This window comes from Bradyrhizobium sp. MI1.11, from assembly GCF_055811255.1.
The window spans coordinates 1-16107 of sequence record NZ_JBVVPM010000064.1 but is presented as its reverse complement, the minus strand read 5'-3'; the positions used below and the strand labels follow the sequence as shown (position 1 = coordinate 16107).

Annotated in this window: 16 protein-coding genes; 1 reads left to right on the top strand and 15 read right to left on the bottom strand. The window is 59.2% G+C overall.

Annotated features, from left to right (window positions below; genetic code table 11):
- Window positions 1-21 precede the first annotated feature (21 nt).
- The 12 genes from AC0L30_RS36570 to AC0L30_RS36515 all read right to left on the bottom strand — a co-directional run bounded on the left by AC0L30_RS36570 (window position 22) and on the right by AC0L30_RS36515 (window position 11441).
- Window positions 22-969: an NAD(P)H-dependent flavin oxidoreductase gene (locus AC0L30_RS36570; RefSeq protein WP_473406329.1), complete on the bottom strand. Its 948-nt coding sequence runs from the start codon at window positions 967-969 to the stop codon at window positions 22-24.
- Between the two features lie 20 nt (window positions 970-989).
- On the bottom strand, window positions 990-2171 hold the full coding sequence (locus tag AC0L30_RS36565) for an acyl-CoA dehydrogenase family protein (protein ID WP_007594229.1): 1182 nt from the start codon (window positions 2169-2171) through the stop codon (window positions 990-992).
- A gap of 410 nt (window positions 2172-2581) precedes the next feature.
- The gene (locus AC0L30_RS36560; RefSeq protein WP_007594231.1) at window positions 2582-3004 is read right to left on the bottom strand and encodes an MATE family efflux transporter; all 423 of its coding nucleotides are present in this window, start codon (window positions 3002-3004) and stop codon (window positions 2582-2584) included.
- Between the two features lie 99 nt (window positions 3005-3103).
- Window positions 3104-3622: a PaaI family thioesterase gene (locus tag AC0L30_RS36555; protein WP_007594233.1), complete on the bottom strand. Its 519-nt coding sequence runs from the start codon at window positions 3620-3622 to the stop codon at window positions 3104-3106.
- Window positions 3623-3891: 269 nt separating this feature from the next.
- Window positions 3892-4893, bottom strand: a complete 1002-nt coding sequence (locus AC0L30_RS36550) for an AraC family transcriptional regulator (protein ID WP_473406328.1) — start codon at window positions 4891-4893, stop codon at window positions 3892-3894.
- A gap of 299 nt (window positions 4894-5192) precedes the next feature.
- Entirely contained in the window at window positions 5193-6749 is a 1557-nt protein-coding gene (locus tag AC0L30_RS36545; protein WP_473406327.1) for a class I adenylate-forming enzyme family protein, read from the bottom strand.
- A gap of 10 nt (window positions 6750-6759) precedes the next feature.
- Complete coding sequence (locus AC0L30_RS36540) at window positions 6760-7176, bottom strand: Zn-ribbon domain-containing OB-fold protein (RefSeq protein ID WP_438745888.1); 417 nt, start codon at window positions 7174-7176, stop codon at window positions 6760-6762.
- Window position 7177: 1 nt separating this feature from the next.
- Complete coding sequence (locus tag AC0L30_RS36535; protein WP_473406326.1) at window positions 7178-8350, bottom strand: thiolase family protein; 1173 nt, start codon at window positions 8348-8350, stop codon at window positions 7178-7180.
- A 2-nt stretch (window positions 8351-8352) separates the two neighbouring features.
- A complete protein-coding gene (locus AC0L30_RS36530) occupies window positions 8353-9147 on the bottom strand; it encodes an enoyl-CoA hydratase/isomerase family protein (RefSeq protein ID WP_007594243.1) in 795 nt (264 codons plus the stop codon).
- Window positions 9148-9168: 21 nt separating this feature from the next.
- Window positions 9169-9930: an ABC transporter ATP-binding protein gene (locus AC0L30_RS36525; RefSeq protein ID WP_473406325.1), complete on the bottom strand. Its 762-nt coding sequence runs from the start codon at window positions 9928-9930 to the stop codon at window positions 9169-9171.
- Entirely contained in the window at window positions 9927-10793 is an 867-nt protein-coding gene (locus AC0L30_RS36520; RefSeq protein ID WP_245285895.1) for an ABC transporter permease, read from the bottom strand. The genes AC0L30_RS36525 and AC0L30_RS36520 overlap by 4 nt, the downstream gene beginning before the upstream one ends.
- Before the next feature lie 6 nt (window positions 10794-10799).
- Window positions 10800-11441 carry an ABC transporter substrate-binding protein gene (locus tag AC0L30_RS36515; protein ID WP_473406324.1) on the bottom strand — a complete coding sequence of 214 codons (642 nt, stop codon included), beginning with the start codon at window positions 11439-11441 and terminating at the stop codon, window positions 10800-10802.
- Window positions 11442-11704: 263 nt separating this feature from the next.
- Here AC0L30_RS36515 and AC0L30_RS36510 point away from each other — a divergent pair, with 263 nt between their 5' ends.
- Window positions 11705-12646 (top strand): LysR family transcriptional regulator, encoded by a 942-nt coding sequence (locus AC0L30_RS36510; protein ID WP_473406323.1) that lies wholly within the window; start codon window positions 11705-11707, stop codon window positions 12644-12646.
- A 41-nt stretch (window positions 12647-12687) separates the two neighbouring features.
- On the opposite strand, the gene AC0L30_RS36505 is transcribed toward AC0L30_RS36510, so the two are convergent.
- From AC0L30_RS36505 to AC0L30_RS36495, 3 genes are all read right to left on the bottom strand, one after another.
- Window positions 12688-14142, bottom strand: a complete 1455-nt coding sequence (locus AC0L30_RS36505) for an aldehyde dehydrogenase family protein (protein WP_007594250.1) — start codon at window positions 14140-14142, stop codon at window positions 12688-12690.
- A gap of 92 nt (window positions 14143-14234) precedes the next feature.
- Window positions 14235-15041 carry an enoyl-CoA hydratase/isomerase family protein gene (locus AC0L30_RS36500; protein WP_007594252.1) on the bottom strand — a complete coding sequence of 269 codons (807 nt, stop codon included), beginning with the start codon at window positions 15039-15041 and terminating at the stop codon, window positions 14235-14237.
- Window positions 15042-15070: 29 nt separating this feature from the next.
- The coding region (locus AC0L30_RS36495) for an AMP-binding protein (protein WP_473406322.1) at window positions 15071-16107 on the bottom strand (1037 nt) is incomplete at its 5' end.

Sequence of the window (16107 nt, the reverse complement as noted above, 5' to 3'; positions counted from 1 at the left end):
GTCTGTCAGCTCTTCTTCGTGTCAGCAGTAATTGCGCGGAAGGTCGCATGCTTGCAGATATTCCCGTCTCAGACGGGCGACCAACTCGGCGACGGTGTCCACGCGACGCACACATCCGACCCCATGGCCGGCCGACCAGACCATTGTCCAGCGAACGCGCTGCTTCTCGATCAGCGAACTGTCGCTGAAATCCACTTTCGGATTCACGAGAAAATCGGTTGGATCAATGCCGGCCCTAACCAAGGTTGGCCGGAGCCAGTTCGCCAAGACGTTCGTAACCGTGTTCGTGAGAACCAGATCATCAATGGTCGAATCGATCAGCATGCTCTTGTACTCCGGGACGGCGAGACTCTCCTCGGTAGCGATGAACGCCGTCCCCATCACTGCCAGGTTGGCACCCGCCGTCTCGACGGCTCTGATCTCGGCGCCATTTGAGAGCCCTCCGCCGAGAGCGATGGGACCATCGAAGAATTCCCTGACGGCCGACAGCAGCGAAAAGCCATTCATCCGCCCTGTATGTCCACCGGCACCTGCTGACACCAGGATCAAACCATCCACCCCAGCGTCGACCGCCTTTTTGGCAAAGGCGACCGAGTTGACGTCGGCGAATACCTTTCCACCCCAAGCGTGAACCCGGTCGACGATCGGCTTCGGCCCGCCCAATGCCGTGATGACGACGGGTACGCGGGCTTTCTCCAAAACGCTCAACTCATCAGTGAGGCGTGGGTTGGTCGGGTGCACGACGAGATTTGCCGCCCAAGGTACACACGACGGACCGCTTAATCGCTGCGTTATCTCGACAATCCACTCACTGAGCACTTCGATGGTCCTAGCATTCGCGCATGGGAAACTGCCGAGAACGCCATTCGCACAGGCCGCGATCACGAGATCAGGCCCCGACACCAAGAACATCGGTGCCGCGATAAGCGGTAGCCTGAGTGCGCCTTTATATTCGTCCAAAAATGCCAAGATGATGGCCCCCCTCGGGATTATAGCTGCTCAATATCGGTCGGAAGATCGAGCAAAAGTCGACCCACAAGTTCGTAGGTCCCCGGTCCGACCATCATGTGCTGACCAGCGACCTGGACATCGCGAAGTCGTCGCTGAATGTCGGAGGTGCGATACACAGCCGTCCCGCCTGCGAGTTCGTAGATGATGTTCACGCATAGTTTGGCGGCTTGAACGGCCTGCGAGGTCGCCAGCCGCAGGTCACGACGATCTTCGGTCGACACCTCGCCACGAAGCGCGCCTGACCAAGCGGCATCGATTGCTTCGTAGAAGAACGCCCGACCCGCGCGCAAAGCAGCTTCAGCTTTTGCGATGCCAGATTGGGTGGACTGTTTCTCGGCCAGGACGCGCGTGTTTCCTTGCGGGACCTTCTTGCCCGCGAACTCCAAGAAGTCGTCGATTGTCGCCCTAGCGACGCCTAACGTGACCGAAGCAATGCCGATGGCCAAAATTCCGAAGTTCGGAAACAGGAAGATGGGGTGGCTGCTGCGGCGCTTGCCGAACCGCTTTATCGTCCGGACTGCCGGCACGAAAACGTCGTTCACGGCGTAGTCGGTCGAACCCGTGCCCTGCAATCCCATTACGTTCCAGGTATCAATAAATTCGACGTCGGCCGCGTCGAAAACTATCGTAAGGTGTTCCGGCTTGGCTCTCTCGTCCAATTGTATCGCACCGGCCTGATCCACGACGAACGCACCGCCAACTATCCAATGGGCATTGCGAGTGCCTGACCCCCATTGCCAACGGCCCTTGACCAGATAGCCATCACGACCATCGCGGGTCACCGGCCTGGCGCGACCGTTGGGAGCAAATGCGCCGGCGGCGATCACCCCTGGCTTGCGCAGAATTTGCTTGAATTCCTCAGTCTGCGCGCTCGCCAGCCCGAATGACGAGGTGATGCCGATGAAAACACACCAAGCTGCGGACGCGTCTGCTTTCGCTAATTGTTCGACGATCTCGGCGTAGACCCGTGGCGAAAGCTCCTCACCTCCATACTCGGCCGGCGTACATACCTGATACAGGCCGTCACGAGCCATGCGGTCCGCGAGGTCTTGGGGCAAATGCCGCAGTTGCTCGAATTCGAGATGTCGCTTGCGAATTTCGTCAGCATAGCGGGAGGCAATCATCTTGAGATCGTCCACTTTCCCGATCGATGTCTGCACCGCAATATCCTCCGAATCGTATATTCATTGGCGACCCAGCATGCGCCGCCTCGATATAATGCACGCTGCCGGGAGGCCGTTTCGGCCAAGAAGGAAGGCCGTTTCGGCAAGCAGCGGCGAGCCTTGTGAACCGAAGTTGCGACGTAAGGAGTCGCAGTCGGCCACAACCATGTCGGGCTGGTTGGAAACTAACGTTGGCACGCAATAGACCAGTTGCGCAGAACGGGTGATTAACGGCCCCAATCCGCCAACGTCACGCCGGATACGCCGCGTGAGAATGATCAGTGCGAAGCATTGCGCGGCCGGCGCAGCAAACCCTATGCCAATAATGCCAAGGCCCGCAAAGCCCCGACGCCGAAAGTGAGCAGGTAGCCGAGGGGCATCTGCATCAGGGATGACATAAGTATCCATCATCCAGGAAACGCTGCGTCGCGGAGGCCGCGGAAGGTCGAAGCCAATGCTTGAAGGATCCATGTGACCATCGCGCCGGCAAAGAAACCTGTCGCGTAGGTGGTAGCAGCGTCGGTTGCGGCGGCGTCACCGGCGCCTCGCGCGTTTGCGAACACTCGGAAGATGGGCCGCCCAAAGCCGATCATGACGACCATGAAAGCCAAGCCGGAAACCATGGCAATGATTAAGCCATTGACCGCTAGATCGTGCGCATCGGTGCGTGACTTGCGTCCGGTCGCACGCGCGACGGCGGCTGCTATACCGCCGCCTATACCGCCGCCTATGCCGCCCGCAGCAAGCGTCTGCATCAAGATCACGAACGGGAAAAACGAAAGCGAAGCCTCCGAGCGCTCCCGTCCCAATCTTGCCTGCCATAAAGGCATCGAATGTATTCGCGGCGATTTGCGAACACAGGACCAATGTTGTTGGCCAGGCAAGCCGCGCGATAGGCCCTATCGCGGCAATTCGAGAAGCAGCCAGGATCATTGCTCAGTCGTTTCGGCCTTAGGCCTCGCGGGGTTCTCATAGATCAATAGCGTGGACGTCGCAGACGCGCAAAGTCGTCCCTCTCCGTCAGTGAGAGTGGCCTCCGCAAAAGCAGCCCTGCCACCCGCCGAGATCACACGGCCCTCCGCGCGCACTGGCCCGCTCTTCTGAGTGAGGGCGCGCTGAAAGGAAACTTTCAACTCGAGGGTCGTATAGGTCTGACCGATTCGCAGCTTCGAATGCACGGCAATGCCGCAAGCGCTATCGAGCAACGTCGCGGCATAGCCGCCGTGCACAGTGCCAATCGGGTTGTATACTGAACGATCTGGCGAGCCCTCGAATACGACTTGGCCCCGGTCGGGCGTTGTCAGCTCTAATTTCAAGGTTTGCAGCATGGGCGCGCTGATACCATGGGCGCGCATCGCCAAAAGCTGATCATATCCGTCGAGTTCTGACAGGGTCGCCAACAGGTCAGAACTGGCGCCGCCGATCTCCCGAGTACGACTATCGCTCACGTCAGCCTCCGTCTGTGTACCTGGATGCTTAGATAGTGAGCCATAGCGGCTCGAGCCTGCTGGAAAATGCTCCAGCGCGTCTCATCGCGCACCAGTAGCGCCCCAAGACGCGCCGCACGCGCGACATAATGCAACGCTGTTAAGGGCCATTCCGGCCAAGGAGGAAGGCCGTTTCGGCAACCGACGGCGGCGAGACTTGTGAGCCGGATGGAAGCGTTGCGATGTCGTCGTCACATTCGTTTCTGAAGGGCGTGCTCCGGCGGAGCGCTTCAAATTGCACGTTGGCGCCGGCGCGAATTGTCCGGGAGAGCTTCCCTCAAATAACTATCTGGCGTTATGCCCGTCCAGCGTCGAAAGGCACGCCTAAAAGTGGAGGCATCGCAATACCCGAGCAGTTCGGCGACATCGCGAACCGGCATTTCCAGCAGGTAAGCACGGGAAAGTTCGGTGCGCAGCTCTGCCAACAGTGCGGTAAAGCTCCAACCCATCCTCGAGAGCCTCCTCCGAAGAGAACGTTCCGATACGTTAAGGGCCGCTGCGACTTCTGAAGCGCGCAAGGATTGGTCGCGCGCAAGCGATAGAATTTCGGCCACACGATCAGGCAATCCCTCTTCCGACGCAATACTCGCAAGTACATTCTCGGCCAAGCGGCCATGCGCCCGGGAATACGTTGAAAAGGTACCAGAGAGGGGCGCATCGATCGCCGCCTGCGGCATGATCAGTCTGTTCCGACTGGCCTTGAACGTCACGGTAATTCCGATTTCCGCACGATACGCGGCAATGTCCGGTGGAGCATAGTCAAGTTCAAGTCGCACCCCCGCAAGATCTGCGCCCAGCTGTGAAAGAGTCTGCAGATTGCTGGCGAAGAAGAGGTCCGGGACGAAGTTCGTAAAGCCTTTCAAACGGATCGGATGCTTGTACTCGAAAACGACGTTTGACTGTCCAGTGCTCAGGGTCGCCGCATTTGGCGGATGAGACTGAAATATCCGCATATACTTGATACTCGTCTGCAGCACATGGCGTGGGGTTGGCGCGCTCATGACCGCGTAGCTCAATGGACCGAACGCATTTATCGGGACCTTCTTGCCAATTCGCAGCCCTAACAAATCATCACCTGTCGCACCTTTGGCGAACAGGGCAAGCCGGTAGAGACGTCCTTGGCGATCAAGTTTCTTAAAGCCAAGATCACTCGTCACCGACCGATGATCGATGCCGAGGGTTTCAAGGTGCTTGACGAGCACCGGTTCGAAGGCAAGCCGTTTGATAGTCAACTTGACGACCGATCGCTTGGAAAGCTGGGAATCTCGCTGCCGTCTGCCTCTCGTCGCGAGGCATCGCGCGGAGACCAGCGAGGGCCTTGCGTTGTTCCATTAGCTGACGTGCTGCTAGAGTCACCGGCCATGGAGGCTTTCTTCCTTAGCTTCGACTATCCGACGACTAACGGGGCAGTTTCGGCCAGATAGGGGGGCAGTTTCGGCCAACCGACGTTGCGGCCATTCCACGCCGGCTCGCCCAATGCGCCGCGATGGGGTCGTAGGAGTACATGCGCCCTTGCTTTGTAAGCGAGACGCTAGGCGCTCTTTTCCAGCGACCCGACGCTGTCGTCGACGTTGACTGCCTGATCCCGCAAAGATCGTTTGAGCACCTTACCGAGAGAATTCCGCGGTAACGCGTCGACTATGAATACGTACTTGGGCTTCTTATATCCAGCGACCAGATTGCGCACGTGTTCGACAACTGAGGACGGCGTCGGACTTGTGCCTGGACATCGCTCGATGAAGGCCGCAACCGCCTCTCCGAAGACGGCATCGGGCACTCCGATAACAGCGGCGTCGGCGACCTCGGGATTCTGCAGCAGGGCCTGCTCGACTTCCTTGGTGTAGATATTGAAGCCGCCGCTCAGGACCATATCCTTCTTGCGATCGACGATATAGAGGTAGCCGTCGTCGTCCGCCTTGGCGACGTCGCCCGTATGTATCCACCCGTCCTTGATGGTGTTCGCTGTTTCGTCGGGCCGATTGTAGTAGCCCCGCATCACGGAATATCGGCCTGGCTGCCCTACGCGTACGAGTAGTTCACCCGGCTCACCGGTCTTCACCTCAACACCTGCATCATCGACGATCTGAACCTCGACGCCGGGCGTCGGACGGCCGATCGAGGAGGCGTGATCGAACTGCTCCTCATGCGACAGCGAGGTCACGCCTCCCACCTCAGTCATCGCAAAAAACGACACCAGCCGCACGTCCGGCAGCAGCGCTAGAAATTGATTCTTTAATTCAACCGGGAACGCTTCGCCCGTCACGACGATGCGCCTCAGCGATGCGCAGCGCGAAGGATCGTCTTTGATCTCGGGGAGCAGCATCCGGCATACCGTCGGGACCATACCGACGACGGTGATCCGTTCTTTCGCGATCGTGTCGACCGTTTCACGCGGATCGAACTTCTTCATGACGACGAGCGTGCCGCCGAGCGTCAGCGAATTGGCGAGCCGGGCAAAGCCGGTCCGATGGGCGAGCGGCGTCGTCACAAGATAGCGGTCTTCGCTCGAAATTCCCCATTCGACGGCGTTTATGAAACAATGCTGAACAACAACATTCGAGTGCGTTATGATCGCTCCCTTCGGCTTTCCGGTCGTCCCCGAAGTGTACATTATGATTGCGTCGTCCGATTCGATCGACAGCCGCCGCAACCGACCGGGCTCCGCATTTCTAAGCTCCGCATATTCGACCGCGCCCTCCACGCCCCTTCCCGTGGTGATCCAGACCGCATCCGGATGTGCCTGCAGAACTTCGGAGATGGACGCGCCCCCCCCATCGAAAACAATCGCCAGGGGCTGACTGTCGGAACAGATGTGCTGCAATTCGTGCGGCGTCAGCCGCGTCGTGACCGGGATCACGATCGCGCCTACCGAGAATGCCGCATAGAATAGTTCGACGATCTCGATGCAGTTGGGAAGAAACACGACGATTCGATCGCCCGGACCGACGCCTTGCGACCGAAGACCGCTCGCGACGCTCCGGATTCTACGGTCGAGATCCTTGTAGGTAATCCGATCGTCACCGCAGATCAGAGCAATCCGGTCAGGATGGCGCACCGCTTGCGCGCTAAGTATGGTTTCCAGGCGCATGTCGGATGCCTCAGACCACGTTAAATGCTGGATATTGCACTTCCTCAGAAAGACGATCCCACGCCACTTCCACGCGCTGGCCGATTTTGACCGTGTCCACGTCCTTGTTCAGGATGTTGCCAAGGATGCGCACGCCTTCGTCGAGCTGGATGGTTGCAACGGAAAGGGGAAGCCGTCCCTCGAGACCGGGGCCGGGAACGCGGATCACGGTGCAGGCATAGATCGTGCCCTTACCGGCCACCTCGCGCCATTCCAAATTCCGGCTGCCAGTGAAGATGCTCACCGGGCGCGGATAGTGCTGAAACTGGCCGGTATCCTTGCAGTACTGCAGCACCAGTTTGCCTGCCTTGGCTCCATCCCAGAACGGCTTGGTGTCAACGTAAACTGAAGGCTTCGGGACGGGACGTCCCGTCTTTTCATCAGCCATTTTATGCCTCCAAAATCATAGCGGCGCTGGTACCCCAGTTCCGCGCATAGGGAATCACGCCAATGCCGGTCACCAGCGCGTTCTTCGGATTTGCCACCTGGCGTCCACCACCTTCGCCAAACAATTGTCGAACTGCCTCGGCTAGATTGAGCCCCCCGCTGGCAAGTCCGGGCTGACCGGCCGAGATCTGGCCTCCTCCGGTGTTGAGTGGCAGCGTTCCCTTGTGGGAGAGATCAGTATCGAGGGTAAAGTCGCTGCCCTGCCCACGCTTGCAGAAGCCGAAATCCTCGAACTTCATCATGACGGCAATGGTGAAGTCGTCATAAGGCTGGAACATGCGAATGTCCTTCGCTGTCAGGCCTGATTGCTTAAAGATCTTCGGCGCTATCGCCGAGAATCCGGTCTCGGTGATCTCCGAAAGCGGCTTACTTCCATTGAAATTCGTCACCTCGGCATAGGCCGTTGGAAATGCCATTTTGGTGATCCCGAGGCTGCGAGCCTTTTCTTCTGTCGTTACGAGAAACGCGTTCGCGCCGTCGCAAAACATGACGCAGTCGAGGAGACGCAGCGGGTCGGCAATGACGCGCGATTTTTCATAGTCTGCCATCGTAATCGGCGTCTTGAACTTTGCGTAGGCGTTCTCGTTGTGGAGAGCATGTTCTCGCTGCGTAATCGCGATCTTTCCCAGCGCTTCCGCCTTGATTCCGAACTGATGGTCATACCTGCTCATCAGAAGCCCGAAGGTCGCCGGCGGGCCTTGGACGCCGGGCGGATCCTGGAATTCGGAACGGTAGGCTCCGTAGTTTGCACGCCACGCCGTGCTTGGAGCGTCGGCGGACAGAACGACGACGACCTCGCAATGTCCGTCGCGAATGGCAGATGCCGCGCGGGCAACACCCCCGGTCGCCGAGCATCCGCCAGTCCCGCCGTAGTTGAGCCAGGTCGGCGTAAGGCCCAATGCCTCCGTCATGTAGACTGCAAAGAACGGATTGGGACACTCGCTCAGCGGAGTGGTCACGGAGAGGCCGTCGATGACATCCTTTGAAATGCCGGTTGCGGCCAGAAGCTTGGCCAAGGCTTCACCTCCAAGGTCAAACGCGCTGCGTCCGGTCTTGAAGTCAATCGCCGTCTCCGAATACCCGGCGATTACGATGTCGCGTTTCTTCGCAGTCATTGTCACTCTCCGCGGAATGCAGGTGACCGCTTCTCACGAAAAGCTGCCAGCCCTTCGTCGCGATCCTTGGTGAAGTAAAGCAGGAAGGAAGCGTCACCCTCGGCGTCAAAGCCGTCCGCAAGCGACATGTCGATGCCGCGATCGATCACGGACTTCGTCATCATCACCGGGATCGGCGCGTTGTCGCTGATGCTTTTGGCGATTTCGCGAGCCTTTTCTAGCGCTTTCCCCTGCTCCGTGACGTGATTGAGGATACGGTAGCGCTCGGCCTCCGCGGCGGTGATCCGCCTGCCGGTCCACATCAATTCCTTTGCGAGCGGCTTCCCTATTAACCGTGGGAGCGTCTGGGTGCCGCCACCGCCGGGCATCATTCCGAGCTTGATCTCGGGCAGCCCGAATTTTGCGTTGGCGCCGGCGACTATGATGTCTCCGACTAGTGCGAGCTCCAGGCCGCCGCCCAACGCAAACCCCTCGATGGCGGCTATCAGCGGCTTGGTGAAACCACCGATGTCCTTGAAGAGCCGATTCACCTTCCGGGTCCTCTTCCGGTATCGGTAGAAGTCAAAATAGCCGTTTTCCTCAATCTGGAACTCGCTGGTATCGATCCCCGTGCAAAATGCCTTGTCGCTGCCAAGCAAAATGACCGCCCGTACGCTCCTGTCGTGCTCGACTTCATTCAGTATCGCGAGGATCTCGTCGGCCGTCTGTTCTCGAAGCGAATTGAGCTTGTCGGGTCGGTTGATCGTGATTTCGACCCAGCCGTTTTCGCGGTTGAGGATGACATCCTGGTAGCTCATATCTCTTCGTCTCCGATGATTTCAATGTTCGGTCTGTGATTCGCCGCCCATGGCAGATGCGATCTGAGCGTGGAGTTCGGCGATCTTGTGCGGGTCGGACCTCGCTTCGTCGCTGATCTGCACCTCGAGCGCGACCCTGGCTGGAGGGCTCAACACTAGCGCGCGGTCGGCCATTTCGAGTGCGTCGTCAATCCGGTGGGTAATCAGCAAGCAGGTCTTTCGAAATTCGCGCGCTATCTGAAGAAAATCGCGACGCAACGTTTTCGACGTCACATGGTCGAGCTGACTGAACGACTCGTCGAGAAACACGATTTCGGGGTCGATGGCGAGCGCGCGCGCAAGTGATACGCGCTGGCGCATGCCTCCTGAAAGTTCGTGGACATATTTATCGTCGGCGCCGTCGAGACGGACCCGCGCAAGCCACTCTCTGGCGCTCGCGCGTGCCCGTGACTTGGAGTTTCCCAGAATAAGAAGTCCCAATTCAACGTTCTCGACTGCCGTCCGCCACGGCAAGAGCCTGTCGGTCTGGAAGCTGACCGAAAGCCGTCCCTTGAGCGCTTTGAAGGACGCATAGGGATCGAAGCCGGCCACCCGGATCTGACCGGAGTTGGGGCACGTCGTACCCATGATCAAATTCAGGACTGTGCTTTTTCCGGCACCGGTCTGTCCGAGAAGAACGACGATTTCACCGCGGCGGACACTCATCGAAAGGTTATCGACCGCCAGATAGTTCCCGAACGTCTTGGTAACGTCGTGAACCTCAATGAGAGCTTCTTCGCTCATCTTACCGTCGCCTCCGCACGCCATTTCAGAGAGATCTTTTCCAGTCCGTTCACGATTGCCTGCAACAGCAGGTTTAGGATCACGAGGAAGAAGGTCCATGCCAGCACCTGATCGATCCGAAATGTCGACTGGGCGAGGTTCATTCGCGCGCCGATACCGACTGCGGATGCGACGAGTTCGGCGAAGATCACCATGCGGATCGCGTAGCCGATCACCGATTTCGTGGTAAGGAAAATGTAGGCCACGATGTGCGGGAGAATGAGATAGCGAAGCACCTGCCAACGCGACGGACGGAAGCTCTCGATCATGTCGACGAGCTCTTTCGGTAAAGCGCGTACGCCTTCGTAGACGTTGAGGGCGTAGAACGGCAGCAGGATGACGAGCAGAATGAAGAAAATTCTCGATTCCGGATTTTTGAACCAGAACACCGCAATCAGCATCCACGACAGCGCGGGAATACCAGTATCGATAACGACGATGGCCTTCAGATATGGGCGAACGGAAGGAAACATTCCCATCGCGAGTCCGATCAATACCCCCGCAACCATCGCAATCACGACGGAAATGGCGAGACGGACGAGCGTAACGGCAACGTGGTAGGGATCCGAGAAGAACAGCTCCCGTGCCGCATTCCAGACGGTCACGGGCGACGGCATGATGTAGTCCGGCACGAAGCGGCTGGTGATTTCCATTGCAACAAGAAGGACAATGACAACAACGCACGTCGCGAAGATATCGCGTCTTCCCTCGGGATTCTTCCGCGCTGCGGCCACTCCGGCCAGCGGCTTAACGAGTTCCGCAGCGACTGAGCGCTCCGGACGCGAGGTTCGATCTACCGCAATAGACATCGGTCTTTCCGTCATGATGGGTCAGGCGGCAAAGAAGTTCTGATCGACCGGCCTGGTCAGCAGGCCGTTGCGCGCTAAAAACTCGCTTGCAAGAAGTATCGACGATCTCGAAAGGTCATCGCTCATAGGCCGGTAGTTGAAAGCGAGGCGCTTCGAACTCATGGCCTCCTTAAGCGTATCCGGCGCAATGCCAGTCTTGCTGCCGAACAGATCGACAGCCTTCGTCGTGTTCGCGTTGATGCCGCTGAGGCAATCTTCGAAGACCTTGCTGACCTTCGCCGCGATGCCAGGATTGGCATCGGCCAATTCCTTGCGGATCGCCACCCCAAAATACGGTAGCTCCAGCCCGCCAGAGAGCCGTTTATAGACGTCGCCTGCCTTCAAGATCACACGTAAGTCAGGCTTCTTCATCAGCCCGGTCGTTATGTTAGGCTCCCACGACAAGGCCGCGTCGGCTCGATCGGCCATCAGCAGCGTCACCGACGCGGCAGGATTGTCGACGTTCTGGATCGTTGCCTCTTTTTCGATGTCGAATGCGAACGCCTCGTTGATGAGGGCTTTGACCATGCGATACGTACCGGTCGACTGCAGGGCCGCGATCGTCTTGCCTTTGAGCTGAGACACGTTGTCGACGCCGCCCTTGGGTGCCAACAGGGCGATCATGTTGGCGTCGGTGATCGTACAGCGGCGAGCAAGTGTCGCCTGGAAATGTGCGCCATTGTCTTCTCCCGGATCGGTGCGTGGACCGCGTCTTTTTTGCTTTTTGGCTTCGCTGCGCCCTGGTCCGGAAAGACCAAATCCGATCTCGGTCCGAACCTTGAATTGACCCTATGCTTGCCAAAGTCGGGACGATAGCGCATTTTCGACGCTACGCCGTTCCAAATATGGGACGAACTGATGGGTCCCGGGTGGAAGGGATGCAGGCTATGACCAGAAAATTGGACCTGAACGCGCTCCTGCTGTTTTTCGAGGTCGTCAATGCCCGCAGCATTAGCAGCGCGTCGAGAAAGCTCGATATTCCAAAATCCACAGTCAGCCGTAAGCTGATGTTTCTGGAAGATCAGCTCGGAGCCGTCCTCTTCAAAAAGGGAGGCCGCACGCTTGCCGTGACCGACATCGGCCAAGCTCTCTACGAGCACTGCGAACGCATCGCCGCCGAGATTGAGGAAGCGGGTCTTGGAACAACGCGAATGCAAACCGAGCTGCGGGGAATGCTCCGGGTCAGCATGCCCGTGGATTTCGGCACCGGCTGGCTAAGCAGCGCAATCGCCGCATTCGCCGTCAGTTTTCCAGATATCCATCTTGTGATCGACGCCAACAGCCGGTGGATCGACGTGTCGGTCGAGCCCTACGATGTTGCGGTGCAACTTGGCACTCTCCCCGAGACACACGGCGGCATCCGCCACCTGGCAAGCATTACGCGCGGCGTCTACGCGAGCCCCTCGTTCCTGGAAAGAAGAGGCGTTCCCCTCAGCGTCGACGATTTTGAACGCTTCGATTGCATCGTGACCGAACATCAGCGCGCCGAAGGCGTCTGGAATTTCCGCAGTGGGCTTGGTGTCAAGGTCATCGACGTTGTCGGACGGATCTCCGTGAATCACATCGGCGTGGCACGCGAACTCGTAATCGGTGGAGTCGGACTTGGCATTCTTCCTAACATCATGTGTCTGAACGATGTGAGAGCCAAACGACTGGTTCGCGTGCTCACTGACTGGGAAAGTCCGTCACTGCAGGTCAGTGCGACATTCCTCGGCAAGCGCAAGGAGTCGCGACGCCTGCGCGCGTTTCTCGATTTTATGGAGGCCAAGCTGAAGATCGAAGGAAGCGCCGGCCAACCGTTGTCGACCATGCAACGGCGGCTGAGCTGACACGACTTGACGGTAACGTTATCGAAGGAGATCGCCCGCCTCTACACCACACCGCAATTTTGATAGACATGCTTGATCTCGACAAAGTCGTTCAGCGCCTCATAACCATGGAGGCGGCCAAGTCCGCTGCGGCGGTAGCCACCCGTCTCAGCTTCGGCAAACAGCTTGTTGTGGTCGTTTATCCAGACGGTGCCATTCCGCAACGCGCGTGCCACCCGCATCGCGCGTGCGCCGTCGTTGGTCCATACACTGGCTGAGAGGCCATATTCACTGTGATTAGCCCGAACGACAGCCTCCTTTTCGTCTTCGAACTTCTCAATCACCACCAACGGGCCGAAGATTTCCTCTTGGACGAAGAATGCAGCGGTGTCGCTGTGCGCGACAAGGGTCGGCGTCAGAAAGAACCCTCGAGAACAATCACCGTCCGGCCGTCCCCCGCGAAGAACGACTTCGTCGGCGAGCTCGACGGCTTCCGCAATCCGTTTGGTGACGCTCTCAAGAGAGGTCGCATCGATTAGAGGTCCCATCTCGACCGTTGGTTCTATTCCGGTCCCGACTTTGACACGTGCAAGCGCGGAGCAGAGTGTTGCCTTCATATCGTCGTAACGCGAAGCATGAACCAGCACACGCCGGGCCGCGGTGCACTGTTGCCCGGCGATGATCGTAGCTGCCGCAGCGAGCTTCGGGGCGACGTCCGCCACGTCCGCATCTTCAAATACTAGGCAGGCGGACTTCCCGCCCAGCTCAAGCGACAACTTCTTCATGGACGGGGCCGCCGCAACCATAATGCGCTGGCCCGTCGCGTTTGAACCGGTGAAGCTAATGACATCCACTTCGGGTGAGGTGACGAGATATTGCGCAACCTCATGCCGTTCTTCTGAGAGAAGATTGACAACTCCGTTGGGCAAGCCGCCGATTTCGTGGAGGCATTTTACAAGCTCCGCAGTAATCAATGCGGTTTGTGGCGCTGGCTTTATAACGACGGTACAGCCCGCGCAAAGGGCAGGCGTAAGTGCGCGAATCAAAAGCACGGCAGGCGCATTCCACGGGATGATGAGCCCGGCGACGCCGGCCGGTTCCTTAAACAGGGTCGAATATGCTCCTGGCTCGACTTCGAACACGTGGCCGGGAATGTAGCGCGTCAAGCCGGCATAGTAGCGTATCTCAGATACACTAGCGGCGATCTCGCCCCGCGAGTGCGCGAGCGGCTTTCCATTCTCCAATGTGAGGAGATGCGCCAATTGCTCGCCGCGGTTCTCCATCAGATCGGCCCATCGCAGCATCACAAGTTGCCGGAGCCGCGCATTCTGTGCCCAGCCCGGACGATCAAAGGCGCGGCGCGCCGCGGCAACTGCCGCTTCCGCGTCCGCCCGTCCGCTTGCTGGATAGCATCCCAATATTTGCTGGGTCGACGGGTCAATGCTCGGGACCGTTCGGCCGGATTGAGCAGGTTGCCAATGACCGTCGATGAGATTTCGAGCCTGCATTGATATCATGAATTGCTGATCCTGGATGTTATCTGCAAGGCGCGCAGCACGACGTAACCCGGCGAGCGGCAGTCTTCCGCCGGGTCACGTCCGTTCCTGGACTATAGCCCCGTAAATTTCGGAGCACGTTTGGTGTTGAAGGCCTCGACACCTTCCTTGAAATCCGCCGATTGGCGCAGACGGCTATAGCAATGGCCCTCGAGTTCGATCGCGATGGCCAGCGTCGAATCCTCGGTGTCGTTCAGGAGCTTCTTGGCTGTGCGCTGCGCCAGTGGCGAGAAGGTGCGGAGCTCGTCGACCAGCTTGTCGGTCGCCTTCTCCAGCTCGGCATCCGGCACGCATTCGGTCGCGATGCCCCAGTCCAGCGCCTGCTTCGCCGAGATGCGCTTAGAGCGCATCACGATGTCCTTGGTGCGGGTGATGCCGACCATTTTCTGAAGGCGCGCCGAGCCGCCCGAACCCGGGATCTGGCCGAGCTTCTGCTCCGGCAGCGCGTATTGCGCGGTCTCCGACGCGATGCGGAAATCGCACGCGAGCGAGAGCTCGAAGCCGACGCCGAAGCAATAGCCGCGGTTGGCGACGATGACAGGCTTGGCGCAACGCGCGGGCGCCGCGATGTTCCAGGCGAGCTTGGAGACGTGCTCGGGGCTAGCTTCCATGAAGCCGCCGATATTGCCGCCGCTGGAGAAGTGCTCGCCCTCGCCGCGCAGCACGATGATGCGGACGCGCGGATCCTCGTCGAGCGTCTCGAAGGTCAGCCGGAGCTGGTCACGCTGCGGCATCGCCACGACGTTATAGGGCGGACGTCCGAGAATGATGTCAGCGCGCTCATGCGCCTCGTCGATCTCGACCTTGAACCCGTCGAGCTTGGAGAGCCGGGGATCAGCAAATATATAGGGTGACGGCATCTATGCTTCCTTCTGTTGATGATTGATGATCAGGCAGCGTCCGATGGCGGCAGGCGCTCGGCCTCGTATTCTCCGGCGACCAGCAGTCGCCGTAGCAGCTTGCCGACCGGCGATTTGGGAATGGCGTCGACGAAGACGTAGCGGCGGGGGCGCTTGAAATTGGCGAGCCCGGAGGTGCGGCAGAACTGCTCCAGCTCGACCTCGGACACGGAGCGGTTGCGCTTGACGAAGGCGGCGACGACCTTGCCCCATTTCTCATCGGCGACGCCGACCACAGCGACCTCGTCGACCGCCGGATGCAGCGACAGGCAGCTCTCGATCTCGACCGGCGAGACGTTCTCGCCGCCGGTGATGATCATGTCGTCGACGCGTCCGGTGACGAACAGATCACCGTCGGGATCGACGAAGCCGGTATCGCCGGTAAAATACCAGCCCTCGCGCAGCGATTTCGCATCCGCTTCCGGACGGCGCCAGTAGCCTTCGAACGCCTCGTCGCCGGCAAGCGTTGCGATGATCTCGCCCTCCTCGCCGACCGCGGCGAGGTCGGTGACTGAACGCGCGCCGATGCGCACGACCTTGACGTGCTGATTGAGCCCCGCCTTGCCGGCCGAGCCCGGTTTTGCCGGAGCGTTCTGGTCAATCGTAAAGGTGTAGATCTCTGAGCTGCCGTAGTGATTGACGAACAGCTCCGGCTTGAATGCGGCGTTCAGCTTTTTCAGGAGACCGTCGGTCATCGACGCGCCGGCAAAGCCGAGCTTGCGCACGCTCGACACATCGGTCGCGGCAAAGGCCTCGTGATGGACGAGGTCGTGGTAAAGCGTCGGCACCAGATACAGATTGGTGATCTCTTCCTTCTCGATCAGCGCCAGCGCCTGGCGGCTGTCGTAGCGCGGCAGACAGATGAAGGTGCCGCCGATCAGCGACATCGCCAGCAGCGAGCGGACGCCCATGGTGTGGTAGAGCGGCATCACGCCGAGGGTGCGCTCGCTGCGGCCGTAGAGATTTTGCGCGACATGGGCGATCGCAGCGGCCCGCTCGGCGCGATGCCGCCGCGGGACGCCTTTCG

What these genes read in the sequence shown, in the direction of transcription:
- AC0L30_RS36505 (WP_007594250.1), bottom strand. Translation starts at nt 14,142, where the DNA reads ATGATATCAATGCAGGCTCGAAATCTCATCGACGGTCATTGGCAACCT.
- AC0L30_RS36540 (WP_438745888.1), bottom strand. Translation starts at nt 7,176, where the DNA reads ATGGCTGATGAAAAGACGGGACGTCCCGTCCCGAAGCCTTCAGTTTAC.
- AC0L30_RS36535 (WP_473406326.1), bottom strand. Translation starts at nt 8,350, where the DNA reads ATGACTGCGAAGAAACGCGACATCGTAATCGCCGGGTATTCGGAGACG.
- AC0L30_RS36500 (WP_007594252.1), bottom strand. Translation starts at nt 15,041, where the DNA reads ATGCCGTCACCCTATATATTTGCTGATCCCCGGCTCTCCAAGCTCGAC.
- AC0L30_RS36515 (WP_473406324.1), bottom strand. Translation starts at nt 11,441, where the DNA reads ATGATCGCCCTGTTGGCACCCAAGGGCGGCGTCGACAACGTGTCTCAG.
- AC0L30_RS36530 (WP_007594243.1), bottom strand. Translation starts at nt 9,147, where the DNA reads ATGAGCTACCAGGATGTCATCCTCAACCGCGAAAACGGCTGGGTCGAA.
- AC0L30_RS36510 (WP_473406323.1), top strand. Translation starts at nt 11,705, where the DNA reads ATGACCAGAAAATTGGACCTGAACGCGCTCCTGCTGTTTTTCGAGGTC.
- AC0L30_RS36525 (WP_473406325.1), bottom strand. Translation starts at nt 9,930, where the DNA reads ATGAGCGAAGAAGCTCTCATTGAGGTTCACGACGTTACCAAGACGTTC.
- AC0L30_RS36520 (WP_245285895.1), bottom strand. Translation starts at nt 10,793, where the DNA reads ATGACGGAAAGACCGATGTCTATTGCGGTAGATCGAACCTCGCGTCCG.
- AC0L30_RS36560 (WP_007594231.1), bottom strand. Translation starts at nt 3,004, where the DNA reads ATGCCTTTATGGCAGGCAAGATTGGGACGGGAGCGCTCGGAGGCTTCG.
- AC0L30_RS36545 (WP_473406327.1), bottom strand. Translation starts at nt 6,749, where the DNA reads ATGCGCCTGGAAACCATACTTAGCGCGCAAGCGGTGCGCCATCCTGAC.